Source organism: Actinomycetospora lutea (assembly GCF_028737205.1).
Classification (GTDB): Bacteria; Actinomycetota; Actinomycetes; order Mycobacteriales; family Pseudonocardiaceae; genus Actinomycetospora; species Actinomycetospora lutea.
This window is the reverse complement of sequence record NZ_JAQZAL010000015.1, coordinates 120,147-138,708: the sequence shown is the minus strand read 5'-3', so window position 1 is coordinate 138,708 and position 18,562 is coordinate 120,147. Positions and strand designations below refer to the sequence as shown.

Here is an 18,562-nt window from a genome sequence, read left to right as displayed (position 1 = left end):
GGACCGTTCTGAGTACCGATAGGAGGCCTCGATGCCCGTCGACCGGCTGCTGCCCACCCAGGAGGCCGAAGACCTGCTGGACCTGACCCGCGACCTCGCGGACAAGGAGCTCGCCACGCGGGTGGAGGAGCACGAGCGGGCCGAGACCTATCCCGAGGGCCTGTTCGCGACGCTCGGGGAGGCGGGGCTGCTGGGGCTGCCGTACCCGGAGGAGTTCGGCGGCGGAGCGCAGCCCTACGAGGTCTACCTGCAGGTGCTCGAGGAGCTCGCGGCGCGCTGGGCGGCGGTCGCCGTGGCGACGAGCGTGCACTCGCTGTCGTGCTTCCCGCTCGCGACGTTCGGCACCGCCGAGCAGCAGCAGCGTTGGCTGCCCGACATGCTCGGCGGCGGGCTGGTCGGCGGGTACTCGCTCTCCGAGCCGCAGGCCGGGTCGGACGCGGCGGCGCTGCGGTGCAAGGCCTCGCCCGTCGAGGGCGGCTACGAGATCCGCGGCACCAAGGCGTGGATCACTCACGGGGGTCGTGCCGACTTCTACGCCCTGTTCGCGCGGACCGGAGAAGGCTCGCGCGGCATCTCGTGCTTCCTCGCACCCGGGCAGATCGACGGCCTGGCCTGGGGGAGGCCCGAGGAGAAGATGGGCCTGCACGGCGTGCCGACCACCACGGCGAACTGGGACGGCGCGGTCCTCTCCGGCGAGCGGCTGATCGGCCGTGAGGGCCAGGGGCTGGAGATCGCGTTCTCGGCGCTGGACTCGGGGCGCCTGGGCATCGCGGCGTGCGCGGTCGGGCTCGCGCAGGCGGCCCTGGACGCGGCCGTGGACTACGCGAACGAGCGGGAGACGTTCGGCCGCAAGATCGTCGACCACCAGGGGCTGGGCTTCGTGCTCGCCGACATGGCGGCGGCGGTCGACTCGGCGCGCGCGACCTACCTCGACGCCGCGCGCCGCCGCGACCTCGGCCGGCCCTACGGGCGCCAGGCGAGCGTGGCGAAGCTGGTGGCCACGGACGCGGCCATGAAGGTGACCACCGACGCCGTGCAGGTCTTCGGCGGCTACGGCTACACCCGCGACTTCCCGGTGGAGCGCTACATGCGCGAGGCCAAGATCATGCAGATCTTCGAGGGCACCAACCAGATCCAGCGCCTGGTGATCAGCCGCCACTTCGCGCGGTAGGAGTATGTGAGCGAACTTCGGGGCTATAGCCCCGAAGTTCGCTCACGTGGGTCAGCCGCCCCAGGTCACCTGGCGCAGGCCGTGGCGGTCGGGCGGGCCGGGCTGGGCGGCGCCGTCGGGCGAGACCGGCGACCCGTGGGCGGTGCCGCCCTCGCGGGCCTCGCTCTGGTCGCCGCCGGACGGTTCCGCGCCCGCGTCCAGCTCGGCGAGGCGGGTGCGCAGCACCTCGATCACCGGCATCCGCGACGAGTGGGCGCGCTCGTGCTCGAGCAGGCCCTCCACCTCGTCGCGCTCGAGCGAGCGGATGCGGTGCTTGACCGTGTCGACCGTGGCGTGGTCGAAGTCGGGGAACGGGGCGTCGGCCACGGGGACCTCCTCGGGCGGATAGGGCCCGAGGCCTACCCGCTCACGCGGCTGGCGCACCCTCCTCCGGGCGGGTGAGCAGCCCGATGACGCGCTTCTTGACGAGGAACCCGACGATCAGACCGACGAGCACCGCGACCACCAGACCGGCCCACGAGAACCGCTTGAGCCAGGACTCGGCCGCGACCCCGAGGGCGTAGACCAGCGCCGTCGTGCCGAACGTCCACAGCACGCCGCCGACGAGGTTGGCCGGCATGAACTTGCGGTAGGGCATCTTCAGTGCGCCGGCCAGCGGGCCCGCGAGGATGCGCAGGATCGCGATGAAGCGCCCGACGATCACCGTCAGCACGCCCCAGCGCTCGAAGGCCCGCTCGGCGATCGCGACGTGCCCGGGCCCGAAGTGCTTCGGGAACCGCCGCCCGGCCGCCTCGAGCAGCCCGATCCCGTAGCGGCGCCCCACCGCGAAGCCGATGGAGTCGCCCACGACGGCGCCGATCAGCGCGCACACGGCGACCCAGATCGCGGAGACGGCGAGCTCGGGCCGGGTGGCCATCAGCGTCGCGGTCACCAGCACGATCTCGCCGGGCAGCGGGATGCCGAAGCTCTCGATGCCGACCACGAACAGCACGGTGAGGTACACCGCCAGCGGCGGGATCGACTGCAGCCACTCCGCGATCACCCGGCCACTCCCTCCCGCGACGACACCCCCGAGCATGACGCACCGTGGCCATCGACGACAGCCGTTGCGTCGGAAGTGCGACAGCCTGGGCGTTCCGGACGAACGGAGCGTGACGCCCCGACTCCTAGCTGCTCCGCAACGTCCGGCTGTGGCCCCGGAACTCGGCGATGACCTGCCCGTCGCGCGGCCGGGTCACGGTGACGTCGTAGACGCCGCTGCGCCCGTACGCGACCCGCTCGCTGGCCTCGGCCTGCAGCACGTCGCCGAGCTGGGCCGACGCGACGAACACGATGTCGGCGGCGGCCGCGACGGCGACCGGCCCGGCCGAGTTGCAGGCGCACGCGAACGTCGAGTCGGCGAGCAGGAACAGGTAGCCGCCGTGGCACATCCCGTGGCCGTTGACCATCTCCTCGGTCACCGGCATCGAGATCCGCGCGTGCCCGTCCGACGCCTCGTGCAGCTCTATGCCCAGCTTGCGCGAGGCGGCGTCGTCGTCCCACATGCGCCGGACCGGCGAGCTGATCTCACGCGTCACGCTTCGCCACCAGCGTCAGCACGTCGTACTTCGCGACCGGCGCGCCGTCGCCGTTGACGACCTCCGCGTCCCAGCGCACCTCGCCGTAGGCGGCGGAGGCGCGCGGCGAGATCTGCTTGGCCGTCAGCGTGATCGTCAGCTCGTCGTCGAACCTCACCGGCGTCAGGAAGCGCAGGTTGTCGACCCCGAAGTTGGCGAGCACCGGGCCCGGCGCCGGGTCGACGAACAGGCCCGCCGCGAACGACACGACGAGGTAGCCGTGGGCGACGCGCTCGCCGAAGAACGGGTTGGCGGCCGCGGCCTCGGCGTCGAGGTGGGCGTAGAACGTGTCGCCGGTGAACTCGGCGAAGTGCTCCACGTCGGCCTCGGTGACCCGGCGCGGGCCGCCGACGACGGTGTCGCCGGGCCGCAGGTCGTCGAGGTGCTTGCGGAACGGGTGCTCGTCGGTGACGGTGCGCGCGCTGCCCGGGACCCAGCGCCCGGTGATCGCCGAGAGCATGTCCGGGGAGCCCTGCACCGCGCTGCGCTGCATGTGGTGGGCGACGCCGCGCAGCCCGCCCATCTCCTCGCCGCCGCCGGCGCGCCCCGGACCGCCGTGCACGAGCTGGGGCATCGGCGAGCCGTGGCCCGTCGACTCCTTCGCGTCGGTGCGGTCGAGCACCAGCAGGCGCCCGTGCCACGGTGCCGTGCCGAGCACGACCTCGCGGGCGAACTCCGGGTCGGCGGTGACCACCGAGCCCGCGAGCGAGCCCTGCCCGCGCGCGGCGAGCTCGACGACCTCGCCCGTCGACGCGTAGGGCACGACCGTGGCGACCGGCCCGAACGCCTCGACCTCGTGCACCGCGGCGCTGTCGGGCGACCCGCGCAGCAGCACCGGGGACAGGAACGCGCCGCGCTGCGCGTCGGCGCCGGTGACCTCGACCTGCTCGGGGTCGCCGAACACGACCTCGGCGCCGTCCATCAGCGACTTCAGCGAGCGGCGGACCTCCTCGCGCTGCTCGAGCCCGGCCAGCGCGCCCATGGTCACGCCCTCGGCCACCGGGTCGCCGACGATGACCTTCGCGAGCTCCTCCCGCACCGCCTCGACCACCGCGTCGGCCTGCGCCGCGGGCACGAACGCGCGCCGGATCGCCGTGCACTTCTGGCCCGCCTTGACCGTCATCTCGGTGACGAGCTGGCCGACGTAGAGGTCGAACTCCGGGGTCCCCGGCGTGGCGTCCGGCCCGAGGATCGAGCAGTTCAACGAGTCGGCCTCCGCGGTGAAGCGCACCGCGCGCGCCGAGAGCACCGGGTGGGTGCGCAGCCGGCGGGCGGTGGAGGCCGAGCCGGTGAACGAGACGAGGTCCTGCTCGGTGAGGTGGTCGAACAGGTCCCCGCCAGAAGAGGATGTGAGAGAGCCGGCGAGGAACTGCACCGCGCCGTCGGGCAGCAGCCCCGACGCGACGATCAGCCGGGCCAGCTCGGCGGTGAGGAACGCGGTGGGCGTCGCCGGCTTGATGATCGACGGGACGCCGGCGAGGAACGCGGGCGCGAGCTTCTCCAGCGGGCCCCAGACGGGGAAGTTGTAGGCGTTGACCTGCACCGCGACGCCCTGCAGCGGGGTGTACACGTGCTGGGCGAGGAACGTGCCGCCCTTGCTCAGGGGCACGACGTCGCCGTCGAGCCACGGCCCGGACGCGGGCAGCTCGCGCTTGCCCAGCGACGCGTAGGCCAGCAGGACGCCGATGCCGCCGTCGACGTCGAACTTCGCGTCGCCCGTGGTCGCGCCCGTGCGCGCCGACACGGCGTAGAGCTCCTCGCGGTGCTCGCGCAGGTACCCGGCGAGGGCCTTGAGCAGCGACGCGCGCTGGTGGAACGACAGCTCGCGCAGCGCGGGCCCGCCGACGCGGCGCCCGTACCCGGCGACCGCGGCCATGTCGATGCCCTCGGTGGCGAGCCGGCCGATCTCCTCGCCGGTCACGGCGTCGCTCATCGGGCGACCCTCGGCGTCGGGGGTGACCCACTCGCCGAGGACGTGGCTGGACAGGACGCTCATTCGCTGAGACTCCTAGACGTCGTAGTCGACGGTGACTTCGTCGGACACCGGTAGGGCCTGGCAGGTCAGCACGAACCCGGCGTCGACCTCCTCGGGCTCGAGCGCGAAGTTACGGCGCATCGTGACCTCGCCGACGGTGACCTGCGCGCGGCAGGTGCCGCACACCCCGCCCTTGCAGGCGAACGGGAGGTCGGAGCGGGCGCGCTGGGCGGCGTCGAGCACCGGCTCGGTGCGCGGCAGCGTGAGCACCGACGCGCGCCCGTTGACGATCACCGTGACGGTGGCGCCGGTGCCGTCGTCCTCGACCGCGTCGTCCTCGGCGCGGTGCACCTCGGGCGGGGGCTCGTCGACGTAGAACAGCTCGCGGTGCACGCGCCGGCGCTCGACGTCGAAGCCGGTGATGACCTCGGTCGCCGCCTCGACCATCCCGAGCGGGCCGCAGAGCCACCAGTGCGCGACCTCGCCGACGGGGACCAGCGCGCCGATCAGCGTGCGCAGCCGCTCGGCGTCGAGCCGGCCGTTGAACAGGTCGGCGGCGGTGGGCTCGCGGGAGAGCACGTGCACCAGCTGCAGGCGCGGGCCGTAGCGGTCCTTGAGGTCGGCGAGATCCTCGCCGAACATCACCGTGTCGCTGCGGCGGTTGCCGTAGAGCAGCGTCACGTGGGTGTCGCGGTACGCGCCCAGCACGGTCGCGGCGATCGAGAGCACCGGCGTGATCCCCGAGCCCGCGGCGACGAGCACGTGGTGCTCGCCGGGTGCGACCTCCGGGCTGAAGCGGCCCTGCGGCGGCCCGACCTCGATCTCGTCGCCCGCGGTGAGGCGGTCGACCAGCCAGGTCGAGAACAGCCCGTCGTCGACGCGGCGCACCCCGATCCGCGGGGCGGCGCCCTCGGGCGCGCAGATCGAGTACGACCGGCGCTCCTCGGCGGTGCCGTCTCCCCGCCCAGCCAGGCGCAGGGTCAGGTACTGGCCGGCGCGGAAGGCGTAGTCGTCGCGCAGCGCGTCCGGCACGTCGAACCGGACGGCCACGGCGTCGTCGCAGAGCCGCTCGACGTCGGCGACCCGCAGGGTGTGGAAACCGGCCGCGCGGGGCGCGGCCACCTCCGTGGCGGGGGCGCTCATCAGATCTCCTTGACGTGCTCGAACGGCTCGGCGCACGACCGGCAGCGGCGCAGCGCCGTGCAGGCGGTCGGCCCGAAGCGCGAGGTCTCCTCGGTGTCGGGCGCCCCGCAGCGGGGGCAGGCCACCGCGCGCGACGGGGCGACCAGCGTCAGCGGCACCGGTCCGCCCGCCGGACGCGGCCCGAGCCGGTCGGGCGGGGCGACGCCGGCCTCGGCGAGCTTGCGGCGGCCCGCGTCGGAGATCCAGTCGGTGGACCACGGCGGGCTGAACGTCGTGCGCACCTCGACCCGCTCGTGCCCGGCCGCGTGGAGCTTGCGACGCAGGTCGGCGCGCATCTCGTCGAGGGCGGGGCAGCCGGAGTAGGTCGGGGTGATGGTGACGACGACCGTCCCGTCGCCGGCGGTGTCGACGCCGCGCAGCACGCCGAGGTCGGCGAGGGTCAGCATCGGCATCTCGGGGTCGACGACGCCCTCCGCGGCGGTCCGGGCGTCGAGCAGCGGGGCGGTCACCACGTCGCCTCCGGGTGGGCGCGGGCGAGGGACTGCATCACCGCGAGGACCGTGCCGAGCGACTCGGTGTGCACGCCGTCGCGGCCACCCCAGGATCTTCTGTGGCGCTGCCCGCCGACGAGGCCCACCGCGGGGCGCTCGGGGCGGGTCAGGGTGGCGACCGGGAGGACCTGCTCGAGCACGGCGTCGACCTCGGCGCGCAGCTCCGCGGGGTCGACGGCCACGCCGACGTCGGCGAGGCGGCGCTCGACGTCGTGGGGCAGGAAGAGCTCCTCGACGAACGGCCACACGGCGTCCAGGCCCGCCTGCATCCGCGCGTGGGAGAGCTCGGTCCCGTCCCCGAGGCGCAGCGTCCACTGGGCGGCGTAGTCGCGGTGGTAGGTCAGCTCCTTGACCGCCTTGCCGGCGACGGCGGCGATCACCGGGTCGCGGCTGGCGGTGAGGCGCTGCATCAGCGCGAGCCGCCAGGAGGACAGGAGGAGGATCCAGGCGATCGTGCGCCCGAAGTCGCCGAGGTCGGTCTCGACGAGCGTGACGTTGCGGAACGCGCGGTCGTCGCGGAAGTACGTCAGCACGTCCTCGTCGTCCTGCCTCAACCGTCCGGCTCCGCTCCGCTGCGCGTCCCACGGGCCGGCGCGGAACGGCTCGGCGGCGCCGAGGTGCCCGGCGCGCGAGAGCAGCACGCGCGCCTGCCCGAGCAGGTCGAGCGCGATGTTGGCGAGCGCGACGTCCTCCTCGAGCTCGGGCGCCTTGGCCGTCCAGCCGGCCAGGCGCTGCGAGGCGATCAGCGCGTCGTCGGCGAGCATGAGGCAGTAGGCGGCGAGGTCGTCGCGGTCGACGCCCTCGGGCGCCGGGGCGTCGATCTCCGCGGTGCCCGCGTCGAAGCCGGTGCCGAACGCCCAGCGGCCGTCGTCGTCGGCGGTCGCGAGGGCGTCGTAGACGTTGTCGTCGTGCTCGGCGGGGTTGGTGTCGTCGTGGCTGTGCATCAGAGGTGGGGGACGTCGTCGGGAATGTCGTAGAAGGTCGGGTGCCGGTAGACCTTGTCGCCGGCGGGCGCGAAGAACGGGTCCTTCTCGTCCGGGCTCGACGCGGTGATCGCGTCGCCGCGCACGACCCAGATGCTCACGCCCTCGTTGCGCCGCGTGTAGAGGTTGCGCGCGTTGTGCAGGGCCATCGTGTCGTCGGGCGCGTGCAGCGAGCCGACGTGCACGTGGTTGAGCCCGCGCTTGCCGCGCACGAACACCTCGTAGAGCGGCCAGACGGCCTTCGGGGTGCCGTCGAAGCGCGGCTCGCCCTCGACGTGCGCGGTGGTGTCGTCGGCCATGCTCACGCGCTCATCGCCTCCCGCCCGGCGTGTTTCGCGGCGTACGCGGCCGCCGCGTCACGGACCCACTGCCCGCCCTCGTGGGCGGCGCGGCGGTTGTGCAGACGCTGGGCGTTGCACGGCCCCGCACCCTTGACGACCTGCATGAACTCGTCCCAGTCGATGTCGCCGAAGTCGTGCGCCTGGCGCTCGGCGTTCCAGCGCAGCGCGGGGTCGGGCAGCGTGACGCCCAGGGCCTGCGCCTGCGGGACGGTCATGTCGACGTAGCGCTGGCGCAGCTCGTCGTTGGTGTGGCGCTTGATCCGCCAGGCCATCGACTGCTGGGTGTTGGGCGAGTCGCCGTCGGCCGGGCCGAACATCATCAGCGAGGGCCACCACCAGCGGTCCACCGCGTCCTGGACCATCGCGCGCTGCGCGTCGGTGCCGGCCATCAGCGTCATCAGCAGCTCGTAGCCCTGGCGCTGGTGGAACGACTCCTCCTTGCAGATGCGCACCATCGCCCGCGCGTAGGGCCCGTAGCTGGAGCGGCACAGCGGGACCTGGTTGACGATCGCGGCGCCGTCGACCAGCCAGCCGATGACGCCGATGTCGGCGAACGTCAGCGTGGGGTAGTTGAAGATCGACGAGTACTTCTGCTTCGCGTCGATCAGCTTCTCGGTGAGCTCGCCGCGGTCGACCCCGAGCGTCTCGGTGGCCGAGTACAGGTACAGCCCGTGGCCGGCCTCGTCCTGGACCTTCGCCAGCAGGATGGCCTTCCGTCGCAGGCTGGGGGCGCGCAGGATCCAGTTGCCCTCGGGCTGCATCCCGATGATCTCGGAGTGCGCGTGCTGGGCGATCTGGCGGATGAGGGTCTTGCGGTAGCCCTCGGGCATCCAGTCGCGCGGCTCGACCCGGCCCTCGGAGGCCACGGTGCGCTCGAACTGGGCCTCGAGCTCTTGCTCGGTCACCGTCATCGGTGGCCACCTCTCCGTACCGAATGTTCGTTCGGTTGATGGTGACGCACCGGACCCCGTCTCCGCAACCATCACGTGGGCGTGGGCTCGCCGCGTGGTCGGGAGCGAGGGAGTCCCTGAGTGCGTGGGAGGCAGCGAGGGACGCCCTCGCTGCCCCACTCGCCGGGCATGATCGCCGGCGTGGACGTGCTCGCGACGCTGGCGGACGGGGCGCTCACGGTGCGCCGGGCCCAGGCGGCCGACCTGCCCGCGCTGGTCGGGCTGATCGCCGCCGACCCGGTGAGCGCCGGGCGGGGCGACGCCGCCGGCGACCTCGCGCCGTACGCGGCGGCGTTCGCCGAGATCGACGACGACCCCGCCCACCTGCTCGTGTGCCTCGACGACGCCGACGGGGCGACGGTCGGGACGCTGCAGCTCACCGTGCTGCCGAGCCTCGGGCGGCGGGGGACGCGGCGCGCGCAGCTGGAGTCGGTGCACGTCGACGAGCGGTGCCGGGGCCGGGGCCACGGCGTGCTGCTCGTCGGCTGGGCCGTGGAGGAGGCCCGGCGGCGTGGCTGCGGGCTGGTGCAGCTCACCAGCGACACGTCCCGCGAGGGCGCCCACCGGTTCTACGAGCGGCTCGGGTTCACCGCGAGCCACGTGGGGTTCAAGAAGGACCTGACGTCCCGTCGATGAGCTCGTCGAGCGTGACGTAGAGCCCCGGCTCGCCGGTGCGCTCGCTGCGCTCGACCGCGGCGCGCGCCCGGGCCGCGATGCGCCCGATCTCGTCGGCCGCGACCACCCGCGTCTGCAGCACCTCGCCGTCGCCGTCGGTCAGGGTGACCGCGACCAGGCCTGTCTCGGGCTGCTCGGAGAACTCCAGCGGCACGCGCCCGAGCCTAGGTCGGCCGGCCGTCCGGCGCAGATGTCTTCTGGGCGAGCAGCCCCTCGAACGCCATGCGGTCGACCTCGGCGACGAGGTCGTCGACGGCGACGCGCCCCGGCCGGTACCAGTCGACGAGCGAGTTCACGAGCCCCGAGAGCAGGCGGGCGCCGACGGCCGGGTCGATGCCGGCGCGCAGCTCCCCGGCGCCCGAGGCCTCCCGGACCAGGGCGGCGATGGCGGAGTCGAACTCGCGGCGCCGGGCCAGGGCCCAGCGCTCGGTCTCGGTGTTGCCGCGCAGGCGCAGCAGCAGCGTCACGTGCGGCAGCTCGGCGACCAGCACCTCGACCTGCCGGCGCACGATGTGGCGCAGCCGGGTCAGCGGGCTGCCAGAGGATGCCCCGGGCTCGTCGAGGATGCCGAACAGGCCGTCGAGCGCGCGCTCGAGCGCGGCGCGCAGCAGGGCCTCCTTGCCGCGCACGTGGTGGTAGAAGGACGACTTCGTGATGCCGGCCGCCGCCGAGAGGTCCTCCATGCTCGTGGCGTCGTAGCCACGCTCGTTGAAGACCCGCGCGGCGACCTCGACGAGACTCGACGGGTCGTACGTCGGTCGGGCCCGGCGCTCCCGCACGGGCCCCGCCGGGCGCTCGCCCTCGGGGGCGGGGGGTCGCGTGCCGGTCACGCGGGGGAATCTACGTGCCCGACCGGGCTCCGGGGCCAGAGACGGGCGGACGAGATCACTCGCGGTCGCGCCGCCCGGTTCCGAGCGAAGGGCACCGTCGGTCAGGTAGACGGGCGAGGGGCGCCCCTCGCCGGAACGCGGTCCCTGGCGCGCGAGGCCCCGCACCCACCATCCTCGTCCCTGGCCGGGTGGAGCGGGTCACTGCTACCGTCGAGCCGACCGAACGATCGTTCGAGCCTGACCTATCGATACTGCGCCACCACGCAGCGTGTTCCCCGGAGCTGCTCGATGACGACGCCCGAGACCCTCCACGACCTCGCGCCGGCGGGCGACGCGGGCAACGCGACGCGCACGATGGGCGCGGCCCTGCGTCGCGCGCTCGCCACCGCCCGCGGGCGCACGGCCGTGGTCTGCGGCGAGCAGACGGTCAGCTACGCCGAGCTGGCCGACCGCATCGCGCGCCTCGGCGGGCTGCTCACGAAGCTGGGGCTGCGCCCCGGCGACCGCGTCGGCGTCCTCGGCGCGAACTGCCACCGCTACCTCGAGCTCTACCTCGGCCTGCCCAGCCACGGGCTCGTCATCGTCCCGCTGAACGTGCGCCACACCGCCGCCGAGCGCAGCTACGCGCTGCGCGACGCCGGCGCGCGCGTGCTGTTCGCCGACCGCGCGCTCGACGGCCTCGACCCGGACCTGCGCGTGGTCGACACCAGCACCGAGTACGAGGGGCTGCTCGCCGACGCCGAGCCCACCGCGCCGCTGCGCGAGCCCGCGGAGCACGACCTCGCCGGCATCTTCTACACCGGCGGCACCACCGGGGCGGCCAAGGGCGTGATGCTCACGCACGGCAACCTCGTCGCCAACGCGTTCCACTTCATGGCCTGCTGGCCGTTCACCGCGGACACCCGCTGGCTCGTGGTCGCGCCGATGTTCCACGCCGCGGGCACGATCGCCGCGCTCTCCACCGTCTGGGCCGGCGGGATGCAGGTGATGTGCCCTGCCTTCACGCCCGACGGCGTCCTGGACCTGGTCGAGCGCCACGGCATCACGGCGACGCTCGTGGTCCCGACGATGATGGACGCGCTCGCCGCCGAGCAGGCCGTCCGGCCGCGGACCGTGTCGAGCCTGCGCTGGCTCTCGCACGGGTCGTCGCCCGCCGCCGTCGAGCTGCTGCGCCGCACCCACACCGCGTTCCCGGACGCCGAGATGCTGCACATCTACGGGCTGACCGAGACCTCGCCGATCGTGACCCTCCTGCCCGGCGAGCAGCACCTGCTCGACGCCCCGCAGGCGCGCTCGTGCGGGCGCGCCGCGGTGGGCGTCGAGGTGATCGTCGTCGACCCCGCCGACCGCACGCCGCTGCCGCCCGGCACGGTCGGCGAGGTGCTGATCCGCGGCGCCAACGTCACCGCGGGCTACTGGAACAAGCCCGAGGAGACCGCCGCGGCGCTGCGCGACGGCTGGTTCGCCTCCGGGGACCTGGGTCTGCTCGACGACGGCGGGCACCTGTTCCTCGTCGACCGCGCCAAGGACATGATCGTCTCGGGCGGCGAGAACGTGTACAGCGCCGAGGTGGAGAACGCGCTGTTCGCGCACCCCTCGGTGGTCGAGGTCGCGGTGTTCGGCGTGCCGCACGAGCGCTTCGGCGAGTCGGTGCACGCGGTCGTCGTGCTGCGCTCCCAGCCCGACGACGCCGACGCCTTCGCCGAGGAGCTCGTCGCGCACTGCCGCCGCACGATCGCCGGCTACAAGGTCCCGCGCAGCATCGAGACGCGCGTCGAACCTCTCCCCAAGTCCGGCGCCGGGAAGATCCTCAAGCGGGAACTGCGCGCCGTGTACTGGAGCGAGCGCGAGTCCCAGCTGACCTGATCCGCGGCAGCGCACGACTCCTCCGTGCGGGAAGGCCTCGACGGCGTTGCGGTCGGCGCCGCGGCCTTCCACGCCGCCCCGCGGCTTGCGACGCTGTCCGCAGGTCCGCCAGGGGGGAGCGCGGCGATGACGGTGCCACTGAGCGGCGGCGACGAAGCGGTCACCGTCGGCGAACGTGTCGTCCTCCGGGTCCCGGGGCTGACCGGCGAGGTCGAGCTCCGACCGGTCGCGCGGAACGCCGCCGCCGCCCCGGACGGCGACGACGTCGGCCACCTGGGCCGGGCCCTCGCCAACGCGGGCCTGGAACGGGCCGCCGCCTTCTTCGTGCGGCCCACGTCGGCGCCGGCCGGGGACGGGGCCGTCGTGGCCACCCCGAGTGGCTCCGGCCGGCAGGCGGTCCTGCTGTCCCGGGACGCTGCCGGGATCCTGCACTGGCACCTCCCGGAGTCCGGTCCGGTGACGGGCACCGGGACGACGGGTGCGCCCGACCTGTCGATCCGCATCCCCCGTGACCGCTTCGAGGCGGCCGACTCGGCCACGCTCTGGACGCTGCTGGAATTCCCGCTCGGCGCGGTCGGCCGGGCGGCGGCGCACGCCTTCGAGCAGTGGGAGAGGACGGCCCGCCCCTCCGTGGCGACCTGGTTCCCCCCGAAGCACGGGCTCCGGCAGGGGGTGACGCTCACCGACGCCAACTGGCGGGCCTTGGCCGCGGCCACCGGGCCGACGTTGTTGTTCCTCCACGGCATCTTCAGCACCAGCGCGAGCGCGTTCGGCGGGCTGCTCGACACCGATCTCCCCGGCAACGAGGAGCTCTGGGCGCGCCTCGACCGGAAGTACCAGGGGCGGATCATCACCTTCGAGCACCCGACGGCCTCGGTCCCACCCGAGGAGAACGCGGAGGCTCTCCTCGAGCTGATCCCCCGGGACGTCCACCTGGAGCTGGACATCGTCTGCCACAGCCGCGGCGGTCTCGTCGCGCGCGTCCTCGACGGGCAGCTCGCCGCGACGACCGGCAGGAGTCTGTTCGACGTCCTCGTGGACCCGCTGCGAGAGTTCCTCGGCCTGCACCGGGCACGGGGCAGGGTGACCGTCCGCAAGATCGTGTTCGCGGGCACCCCGAACGGCGGCACGGCCATCGTCGAGCGGGAGAACTGGAACACCCTGGCCGACGGCTTCACCACCCTCCTCGACGCGCTGCCACCGGGCCCCTGGCATGCCACCACACCGGTGTTCGAGGCCGTGCTCGAGCTGGTCAAGGCGCTGGCCGCCCGGACCGCGGACGACCTCCCCGGCCTGCGGGCCATGGACCCCGACAGTGCGCTCTACGCCGCCCTCGACCGGTACTCCGGCACCGCCCCGCTCTACTACGCGATCGAGGCGGACCACGAAGACGGTGTCGACGAGCTCATCGACCCGATCTTCGGGCGACCCAACGACGTCGCCGTGCCCACCACCGGAGTCGGCGACCCCGTCACGGTCCGTCCCGCCGCATCACGGCCCTCCGCGATCACCGGCTTCCCGGTCCCCGCGGCCCGCCGTCTCGTCTTCGACCCCGGCGACGTGTGGCACCTCACCTACTTCCGGCAGGAACAGACCCGGACGCACCTCCTGCGCTGGCTCACCTGAGCGCGGCGAGGCGCTCGGACAGGCAGCGCCGGACCGTCCGACGGGAGACGACCGCCGCCTCCGTGAACGCCGGCGCGACCGGGCCGGAGCCCGTTCGGCCGCACGCGGGTACCGCCTGCCGTCACGGTCGCCGGACGGACCCGTCCGTGCCCGAATACTTCGGGCCCCTGACCGAAGGAGATCCGACACGATGCTCGCCATCGCCGCAGCGGTCCTGTTCCTCATCGCGCTGATCTTCGAGGTGTCCGGCCTCGTGATCAGCGTGCTCACCCCGACGGTGCTCCTCACGCTGGGCGCGATCTGCATCGCGCTGCACCTCGCCGGCATCGGGCACCGGAGGAGGGCACCGCTCCGCTGATCGAGCGACGGCCCGGCTCACCTGAGCTCGGCCAGCGCGGTCTCCACGAGGTCCACGACGGCGTCGGGGTGCGACACCATCGGGACGTGGCTGGACTCGACCTCGACGGTCGTCGCGCCCATCCGGGCGGCGAACGCGCGCTCCGCGTCCGGCGGGATGGCCTCGTCGTTCGTGGCCACCAGGTACCAGGTCGGGAGCGCCTTCCAGGCCGGGATGCCCATGACGTCCTCGAGCGTGCTCGCCGCGAGGGGCTGCTGCGCGGCGTGCATCACGCGCGCCTTCACCGGGTCCACGTCCGCCGCGAAGTGCCCGACGAAATCGGCCTCGGGCAGCCAGGCGTATCCGAGGTCGTCGATCTCGAGGTTCCCCAGCGCGGGTGTCGGGGGTCCCTGGGCCAGCAGCTGCCCGATGGACTCGCCCTCGTCCAGGCCGAAGGCGGCGATGTAGACGAGGCCGACGACGTTCGGCGCGTCCTCGCCCAGGGCCGTGGCGATCTGACCGCCGTAGGAGTGGCCGACGACGAGGGTCGGGCCGTCCTGGCGGCGTAGGACCTGGCGCAGCCGCGCGACGTCGGCCTCCAGCGAGGTCTCGGGGAACTGCGGGCTGATCACCGTGTGGCCGCGTGCCTGCAGTGCCTCCACCACCGAGCTCCAGCACGAGCCGTCGGCCCATGCGCCGTGGACCAGGACGATGGTGGTGCCGCTCACGGAGACCCCTCTCGGACGGATGATCGCTCAGCGCGACCGTTGCCCACCCGCACCACGAAGGAGTGAACGTCCGACCTCGATCCGGTCTCGGAGCGTGACCCGTCTGTCAGTCGCCCGGGCCCCGGAGAACAGGACTCCGGCGACCGGTGGAGTCCTCAGTGACCGACGAACGTCGGCTTCTCCTTGGCGAGGAACGCCTCGACCGCGTTGCGGTGGTCCTCGGTCTTCGCCAGGCGCGACTGCGCCGCGCCCTCGTGCTCGAGCACGCTCGGCAACGAGGACACCGTCCCCAGCGCGATCGCGGCTTTGATCTCGGCGTACGCGGCGGTCGGCCCCGAGGCGAGCTTGCGGGCCAGGGCGAGCGCCTTGTCGTCGAGCTCCTCGGCGGCGACGACCTCGCGCACGACGCCCCAGTCGCGCGCCGACTCGGCGGTGAACGTGTCGCCGAGCATCAGCAGATCGGTGGCCCGCGAGGCGCCGACCGCGTGCGCGAGCGTCGCGGAGAGCCCGGAGTCGCCGCCGAACCCGATGCCGGCGAACGCCGTCGCGAACCGGACCCCGGCCGCGGCCAGGCGCAGGTCGCAGGCCAGCGCGAACCCGAGGCCGGCGCCGACGCAGGTGCCGCCGATGGCCGCGATCGCCGGCTTGGGCATGGTCGCGAGCGCCGAGGTGATGCGGTTGTAGTGCTCGGGCACCGTGCGCATCGCGTCCGGGTCGCCCGAGCGCAGGGTCTCGGCGTGCTCGCCGAGGTCCTGCCCGACGCAGAACGCGGGACCGGCGCCCGCGAGGACGACGGCGCGCACGCTCTGGTCCTGCGCGACCTCCTCGAGAGCGTCGCGCAGCGCCACCTTGAGCTCGGTGGTCAGCGCGTTGCGCCGGTCCGGGCGGTTCATCCGCACGACCGCCACGGCCGCCTGGTCGTCCCGGGTCACCACGACGGCGTCGCTGCTCATCGCACGCACTCCTCTCCTCGGCCGGGCGCTCCGGCGCGCGGGATCATGCTGCCCGCCCGCGGCGGGCGGGGACAGGGGAGGGTGGGGCCATGACGACGGTGTCAGCGGTGTCCGGGCGGGTCGCGGCGTTCTGCGAGCGCTACGGGCTCGACGTCCCGATCCTCCAGGCGCCGATGGCGGGCGCCTGCCCGCCCGAGCTGGCCGTGGCCGTCGCGCGGGCCGGCGGCATGGGCGCGACCGGGGCGGTCCTCGACGGGCCGACGAAGATCGAGGACTGGGTGCGGCGGTTCCGCGAGGGCTCGTCGGGGCCGTTCCAGATGAACCTGTGGATCCCCGACGCGCCGCTGGCTGGGGACGGCGGGGAGGCCGCCGCGCGCGGCTTCCTCGAGCGCTACGGCACCCCCGGCGAGCCCGCCGGGCCGTCGCCGGTGTTCGCCGAGCAGGTCGACGCGCTGCTCGCGGCGGGGCCGACGGTGATGTCCTCGATCATGGGGTTGTACGACCCGCCCACCGTCGAGCGGATGCACGCCGCGGGGATCGCCTGGTTCGCGTGCGCGACCACCCTCGACGAGGCGCTCGCCGCGCAGGACGCCGGCGCCGACGCGGTGGTCGCCCAGGGCATCGAGGCCGGCGGGCACCGCGGGACGTTCGACCCCGTGGCCGCCGAGTCGACCGGCGTCGGGCTGCTCGCACTCGTGCCGCAGCTCGCCGACGCGCTGACCGTGCCCGTGGTCGCCACCGGCGGGATCACCGACGGGCGCGCGGTCGCGGCGGCGCTGACGCTCGGGGCGAGCGCGGTGCAGGTCGGCACGGCCTACCTCCGCTCGCCGGAGATCGGGATCGCGGCGGGGTGGTCGGAGGCCCTGGGGGCCGCCGCACCAGAGAGCTCGGTCCTCACCCGCGCCTACTCGGGACGGCCCGGACGGGCGCTGCCGACCCCGTTCGTCCGCGCCTGGACCGCGGACGACGCGCCGCCGCCCGCCCGCTACCCGGTCCAGCGGGCGCTCGTGGGTCAGTGGCGTCGCGGGCAGGCGTCCGGCGTCGACCCCGTCAACCAGTGGGCGGGCCAGGCCGCCCGCCTCGCGCGCCCGGAGTCTGCGCGGGTGATCACCGAGGAGCTGTGGCGCTCGGCGCGGGCCCTCTTGCCGACGTGACCGACACTGGTGGGGTGCGCCGACTCCCCGCCCACCACGCCGCCCGCGCCACCGGCGCGCTCCTGGCCGCGCAAGGTGTATTCCAAGCGTGCCTGGCGTCGGGGGCGCCGTGGGGACGCGTCGCGTACGGCGGCACGCACCCCGGCCGGCTCCCCGAGAAGCTGCGGCGGATCAGCGGGGTCGCCGCGCCGGTCTACGCGGCGTCGGCCCTCGCGGTCGCGACGGGGGCCGGGCCGCCGCGGGTGCGACGGGCGGCGCTGAGCGGACTCGCCGCGTTCATGGCCGTCGGCACGGTGCTGAACGGGGTCTCCCGGTCGCCGGGCGAGCGCCTGGTGTGGACGCCGTTCTGCGCCGTGACCGCGGTGCTCGCCTGGGCCGCCCGCCCGGATCAGGGCACGCGAGCCACGAGCGTGATCACCGGCGGCCGGTAGGGCTCCATCACCGGGGCGACGGCCGCAATCGCCGCGCGCCGCAGCGCGTCACGCTCGCCCTCGGCGAGCCCGGCCAGCCAGCCGGCGACGTGGGCCTGGCCCAGGCGGTAGTCCACCAGGTCCTCCGGGCGCTCGACCCCGACGTCGGCGACGTGCTCGGTGACGGCGACGTCGACCAGCCCGGCGGCCCGGGCGGCTCCGCGCATCGCGGGCACGTCGCCGAGCAGCGGCGCCTGCACGGTCGTGAGGTGGGCGTACCAGTCCGGCGGCGTGAAGCCGGCGTCCGCGGCGACGGCGTCGATCCGGTCGCGCACCGTGCGGTGGGCGGTCGTGGCGCCGGGCGCCGTCGCGAGGACCGCACCGCCGGGCCGGGTGACGCGGGCCAGCTCGCGCAGCGCGGCCGCCGGGTCGTCGACGTGGTTGAGCACGAACGCCGCGACCGAGTCGTCGACGGCGTCGTCCCGCAGGGGCAGCGCCTCCAGGGCCCCGACGGCGGCCGGTGGGCGGGTCGCGGCGTCCCGGGCGAGCATCGCCGGCGATCGGTCGACGGCGACCGGGCGCGCCCCGGCGCCCCGCAGCGCCGTCGACGCCAGGCCCGTCCCGGCGCCGGCGTCGAGCACGCGCCGACCGGCCAGCGGGTGCGGCGCGGCCCCCACGAGCTGGGTCGCGAGCGGCCCGTACACCCGCGCGGCGCCGGTCGCCCAGCCCGTCGCGGCCCAGGCGTAGCGGTCCACCGTCATGGCCTCACTGTTCCCTCAGAGTCGCCACAGAGCTGCGTCACCCCCGATCAGCAGAGTGATCGCCAGAGGCGGCCGCCCCGAACGGTCGCCCGGACCGCGAGGAGATCGATCGATGGACCCCCGCCGCCTGCCGGTTCTCGCCGGACCGGTCCTGGCCGGACTGCTCGTGCTCGGCGGCTGCGCCGGCGCCCCCGCGACCCCCGCCGGGCCCCCCGCCGGGACCCCCGCCGCGGCGCCCGCCCCCGCGGTCGTGTCCGCGCCCACCGGCGTCGGCGGGCAGGCGCCCTGCACGACGCGGCTGCGGCCCGGCGGGGGCAGTGGCGGCGGGCTGACCCTGACGCCCGAGGTGCAGGCGCAGATCGAGCGGCTGCGGCAGACACCGGGCCCGGACGCCCGCGCGACGCCACCCGACCCGGCGCTCGCCTCCCGCCTCGCCGACGTCAGCTCCCGCGTCGAGCGCGCCGCCCAGCCGTGCACGGACCGCTGACGGGG

At 74.6% G+C, this 18,562-nt stretch carries 22 protein-coding genes; 8 read left to right on the top strand and 14 right to left on the bottom strand.

The window, feature by feature from the left end; all coding sequences use genetic code 11:
* Positions 1 to 31 precede the first annotated feature (31 nt).
* Positions 32 to 1,171: an acyl-CoA dehydrogenase family protein gene (locus PHK61_RS17825; RefSeq protein WP_274282350.1), complete on the top strand. Its 1,140-nt coding sequence runs from the start codon at positions 32 to 34 to the stop codon at positions 1,169 to 1,171.
* Between the two features lie 51 nt (positions 1,172 to 1,222).
* On the opposite strand, the gene PHK61_RS17820 is transcribed toward PHK61_RS17825, so the two are convergent.
* From PHK61_RS17820 to paaA, 9 genes are all read right to left on the bottom strand, one after another.
* A complete protein-coding gene (locus PHK61_RS17820; protein ID WP_274282349.1) occupies positions 1,223 to 1,537 on the bottom strand; it encodes a DUF8129 domain-containing protein in 315 nt (104 codons plus the stop codon).
* A gap of 40 nt (positions 1,538 to 1,577) precedes the next feature.
* On the bottom strand, positions 1,578 to 2,213 hold the full coding sequence (locus PHK61_RS17815; RefSeq protein ID WP_274282348.1) for a DedA family protein: 636 nt from the start codon (positions 2,211 to 2,213) through the stop codon (positions 1,578 to 1,580).
* A gap of 124 nt (positions 2,214 to 2,337) precedes the next feature.
* Positions 2,338 to 2,715 (bottom strand): hydroxyphenylacetyl-CoA thioesterase PaaI, encoded by a 378-nt coding sequence (paaI, locus tag PHK61_RS17810; protein WP_274282393.1) that lies wholly within the window; start codon positions 2,713 to 2,715, stop codon positions 2,338 to 2,340.
* 22 nt (positions 2,716 to 2,737) lie between these two features.
* On the bottom strand, positions 2,738 to 4,783 hold the full coding sequence (paaZ, locus tag PHK61_RS17805; protein WP_274282347.1) for a phenylacetic acid degradation bifunctional protein PaaZ: 2,046 nt from the start codon (positions 4,781 to 4,783) through the stop codon (positions 2,738 to 2,740).
* A gap of 12 nt (positions 4,784 to 4,795) precedes the next feature.
* Entirely contained in the window at positions 4,796 to 5,905 is a 1,110-nt protein-coding gene (gene paaE / locus PHK61_RS17800; RefSeq protein WP_274282346.1) for a 1,2-phenylacetyl-CoA epoxidase subunit PaaE, read from the bottom strand.
* Positions 5,905 to 6,417: a 1,2-phenylacetyl-CoA epoxidase subunit PaaD gene (paaD, locus tag PHK61_RS17795; RefSeq protein WP_274282345.1), complete on the bottom strand. Its 513-nt coding sequence runs from the start codon at positions 6,415 to 6,417 to the stop codon at positions 5,905 to 5,907. Before paaD ends, paaE begins: the two co-directional genes overlap by 1 nt.
* Positions 6,411 to 7,400 carry a 1,2-phenylacetyl-CoA epoxidase subunit PaaC gene (paaC, locus tag PHK61_RS17790; RefSeq protein ID WP_274282344.1) on the bottom strand — a complete coding sequence of 330 codons (990 nt, stop codon included), beginning with the start codon at positions 7,398 to 7,400 and terminating at the stop codon, positions 6,411 to 6,413. Before paaC ends, paaD begins: the two co-directional genes overlap by 7 nt.
* The gene (gene paaB / locus PHK61_RS17785) at positions 7,400 to 7,738 is read right to left on the bottom strand and encodes a 1,2-phenylacetyl-CoA epoxidase subunit PaaB (protein WP_133826380.1); all 339 of its coding nucleotides are present in this window, start codon (positions 7,736 to 7,738) and stop codon (positions 7,400 to 7,402) included. Before paaB ends, paaC begins: the two co-directional genes overlap by 1 nt.
* Before the next feature lie 2 nt (positions 7,739 to 7,740).
* Positions 7,741 to 8,691: a 1,2-phenylacetyl-CoA epoxidase subunit PaaA gene (paaA, locus tag PHK61_RS17780; protein ID WP_274282343.1), complete on the bottom strand. Its 951-nt coding sequence runs from the start codon at positions 8,689 to 8,691 to the stop codon at positions 7,741 to 7,743.
* Positions 8,692 to 8,859: 168 nt separating this feature from the next.
* On the opposite strand from paaA, the gene PHK61_RS17775 reads away from it, so the two are divergent.
* The gene (locus tag PHK61_RS17775) at positions 8,860 to 9,366 is read left to right on the top strand and encodes a GNAT family N-acetyltransferase (RefSeq protein WP_274282342.1); all 507 of its coding nucleotides are present in this window, start codon (positions 8,860 to 8,862) and stop codon (positions 9,364 to 9,366) included.
* Here PHK61_RS17775 and PHK61_RS17770 read toward each other — a convergent pair.
* Positions 9,338 to 9,559: a hypothetical protein gene (locus tag PHK61_RS17770; protein ID WP_274282341.1), complete on the bottom strand. Its 222-nt coding sequence runs from the start codon at positions 9,557 to 9,559 to the stop codon at positions 9,338 to 9,340. The genes PHK61_RS17775 and PHK61_RS17770 overlap by 29 nt on opposite strands.
* Positions 9,560 to 9,569: 10 nt before the next feature.
* Positions 9,570 to 10,235: a TetR/AcrR family transcriptional regulator gene (locus PHK61_RS17765; protein ID WP_274282340.1), complete on the bottom strand. Its 666-nt coding sequence runs from the start codon at positions 10,233 to 10,235 to the stop codon at positions 9,570 to 9,572.
* Between the two features lie 288 nt (positions 10,236 to 10,523).
* On the opposite strand from PHK61_RS17765, the gene PHK61_RS17760 reads away from it, so the two are divergent.
* The 3 genes from PHK61_RS17760 (at position 10,524) to PHK61_RS17750 (ending at position 14,085) form a co-directional block, all read left to right on the top strand.
* A complete protein-coding gene (locus PHK61_RS17760; RefSeq protein WP_274282339.1) occupies positions 10,524 to 12,101 on the top strand; it encodes a class I adenylate-forming enzyme family protein in 1,578 nt (525 codons plus the stop codon).
* Between the two features lie 126 nt (positions 12,102 to 12,227).
* Complete coding sequence (locus tag PHK61_RS17755; protein WP_274282338.1) at positions 12,228 to 13,727, top strand: esterase/lipase family protein; 1,500 nt, start codon at positions 12,228 to 12,230, stop codon at positions 13,725 to 13,727.
* A gap of 190 nt (positions 13,728 to 13,917) precedes the next feature.
* Positions 13,918 to 14,085, top strand: coding sequence for a hypothetical protein (locus tag PHK61_RS17750; RefSeq protein WP_274282337.1), 168 nt, complete (start codon positions 13,918 to 13,920; stop codon positions 14,083 to 14,085).
* Between the two features lie 17 nt (positions 14,086 to 14,102).
* Here PHK61_RS17750 and PHK61_RS17745 read toward each other — a convergent pair whose 3' ends face one another.
* The gene (locus PHK61_RS17745) at positions 14,103 to 14,792 is read right to left on the bottom strand and encodes an alpha/beta fold hydrolase (protein WP_274282336.1); all 690 of its coding nucleotides are present in this window, start codon (positions 14,790 to 14,792) and stop codon (positions 14,103 to 14,105) included.
* Between the two features lie 155 nt (positions 14,793 to 14,947).
* Entirely contained in the window at positions 14,948 to 15,745 is a 798-nt protein-coding gene (locus PHK61_RS17740) for an enoyl-CoA hydratase/isomerase family protein (protein WP_274282335.1), read from the bottom strand.
* A gap of 89 nt (positions 15,746 to 15,834) precedes the next feature.
* Between PHK61_RS17740 and PHK61_RS17735 the strand changes: the two genes are divergently transcribed.
* Both PHK61_RS17735 and PHK61_RS17730 read left to right on the top strand, forming a co-directional pair.
* Complete coding sequence (locus tag PHK61_RS17735; protein ID WP_274282334.1) at positions 15,835 to 16,899, top strand: NAD(P)H-dependent flavin oxidoreductase; 1,065 nt, start codon at positions 15,835 to 15,837, stop codon at positions 16,897 to 16,899.
* A 14-nt stretch (positions 16,900 to 16,913) separates the two neighbouring features.
* The gene (locus tag PHK61_RS17730; RefSeq protein ID WP_274282333.1) at positions 16,914 to 17,330 is read left to right on the top strand and encodes a hypothetical protein; all 417 of its coding nucleotides are present in this window, start codon (positions 16,914 to 16,916) and stop codon (positions 17,328 to 17,330) included.
* On the opposite strand, the gene PHK61_RS17725 is transcribed toward PHK61_RS17730, so the two are convergent.
* Positions 17,288 to 18,070 (bottom strand): class I SAM-dependent methyltransferase, encoded by a 783-nt coding sequence (locus PHK61_RS17725; RefSeq protein ID WP_274282332.1) that lies wholly within the window; start codon positions 18,068 to 18,070, stop codon positions 17,288 to 17,290. The genes PHK61_RS17730 and PHK61_RS17725 overlap by 43 nt on opposite strands.
* A 112-nt stretch (positions 18,071 to 18,182) precedes the next feature.
* On the opposite strand from PHK61_RS17725, the gene PHK61_RS17720 reads away from it, so the two are divergent.
* On the top strand, positions 18,183 to 18,557 hold the full coding sequence (locus tag PHK61_RS17720; protein WP_274282331.1) for a hypothetical protein: 375 nt from the start codon (positions 18,183 to 18,185) through the stop codon (positions 18,555 to 18,557).
* Positions 18,558 to 18,562 lie beyond the last annotated feature (5 nt).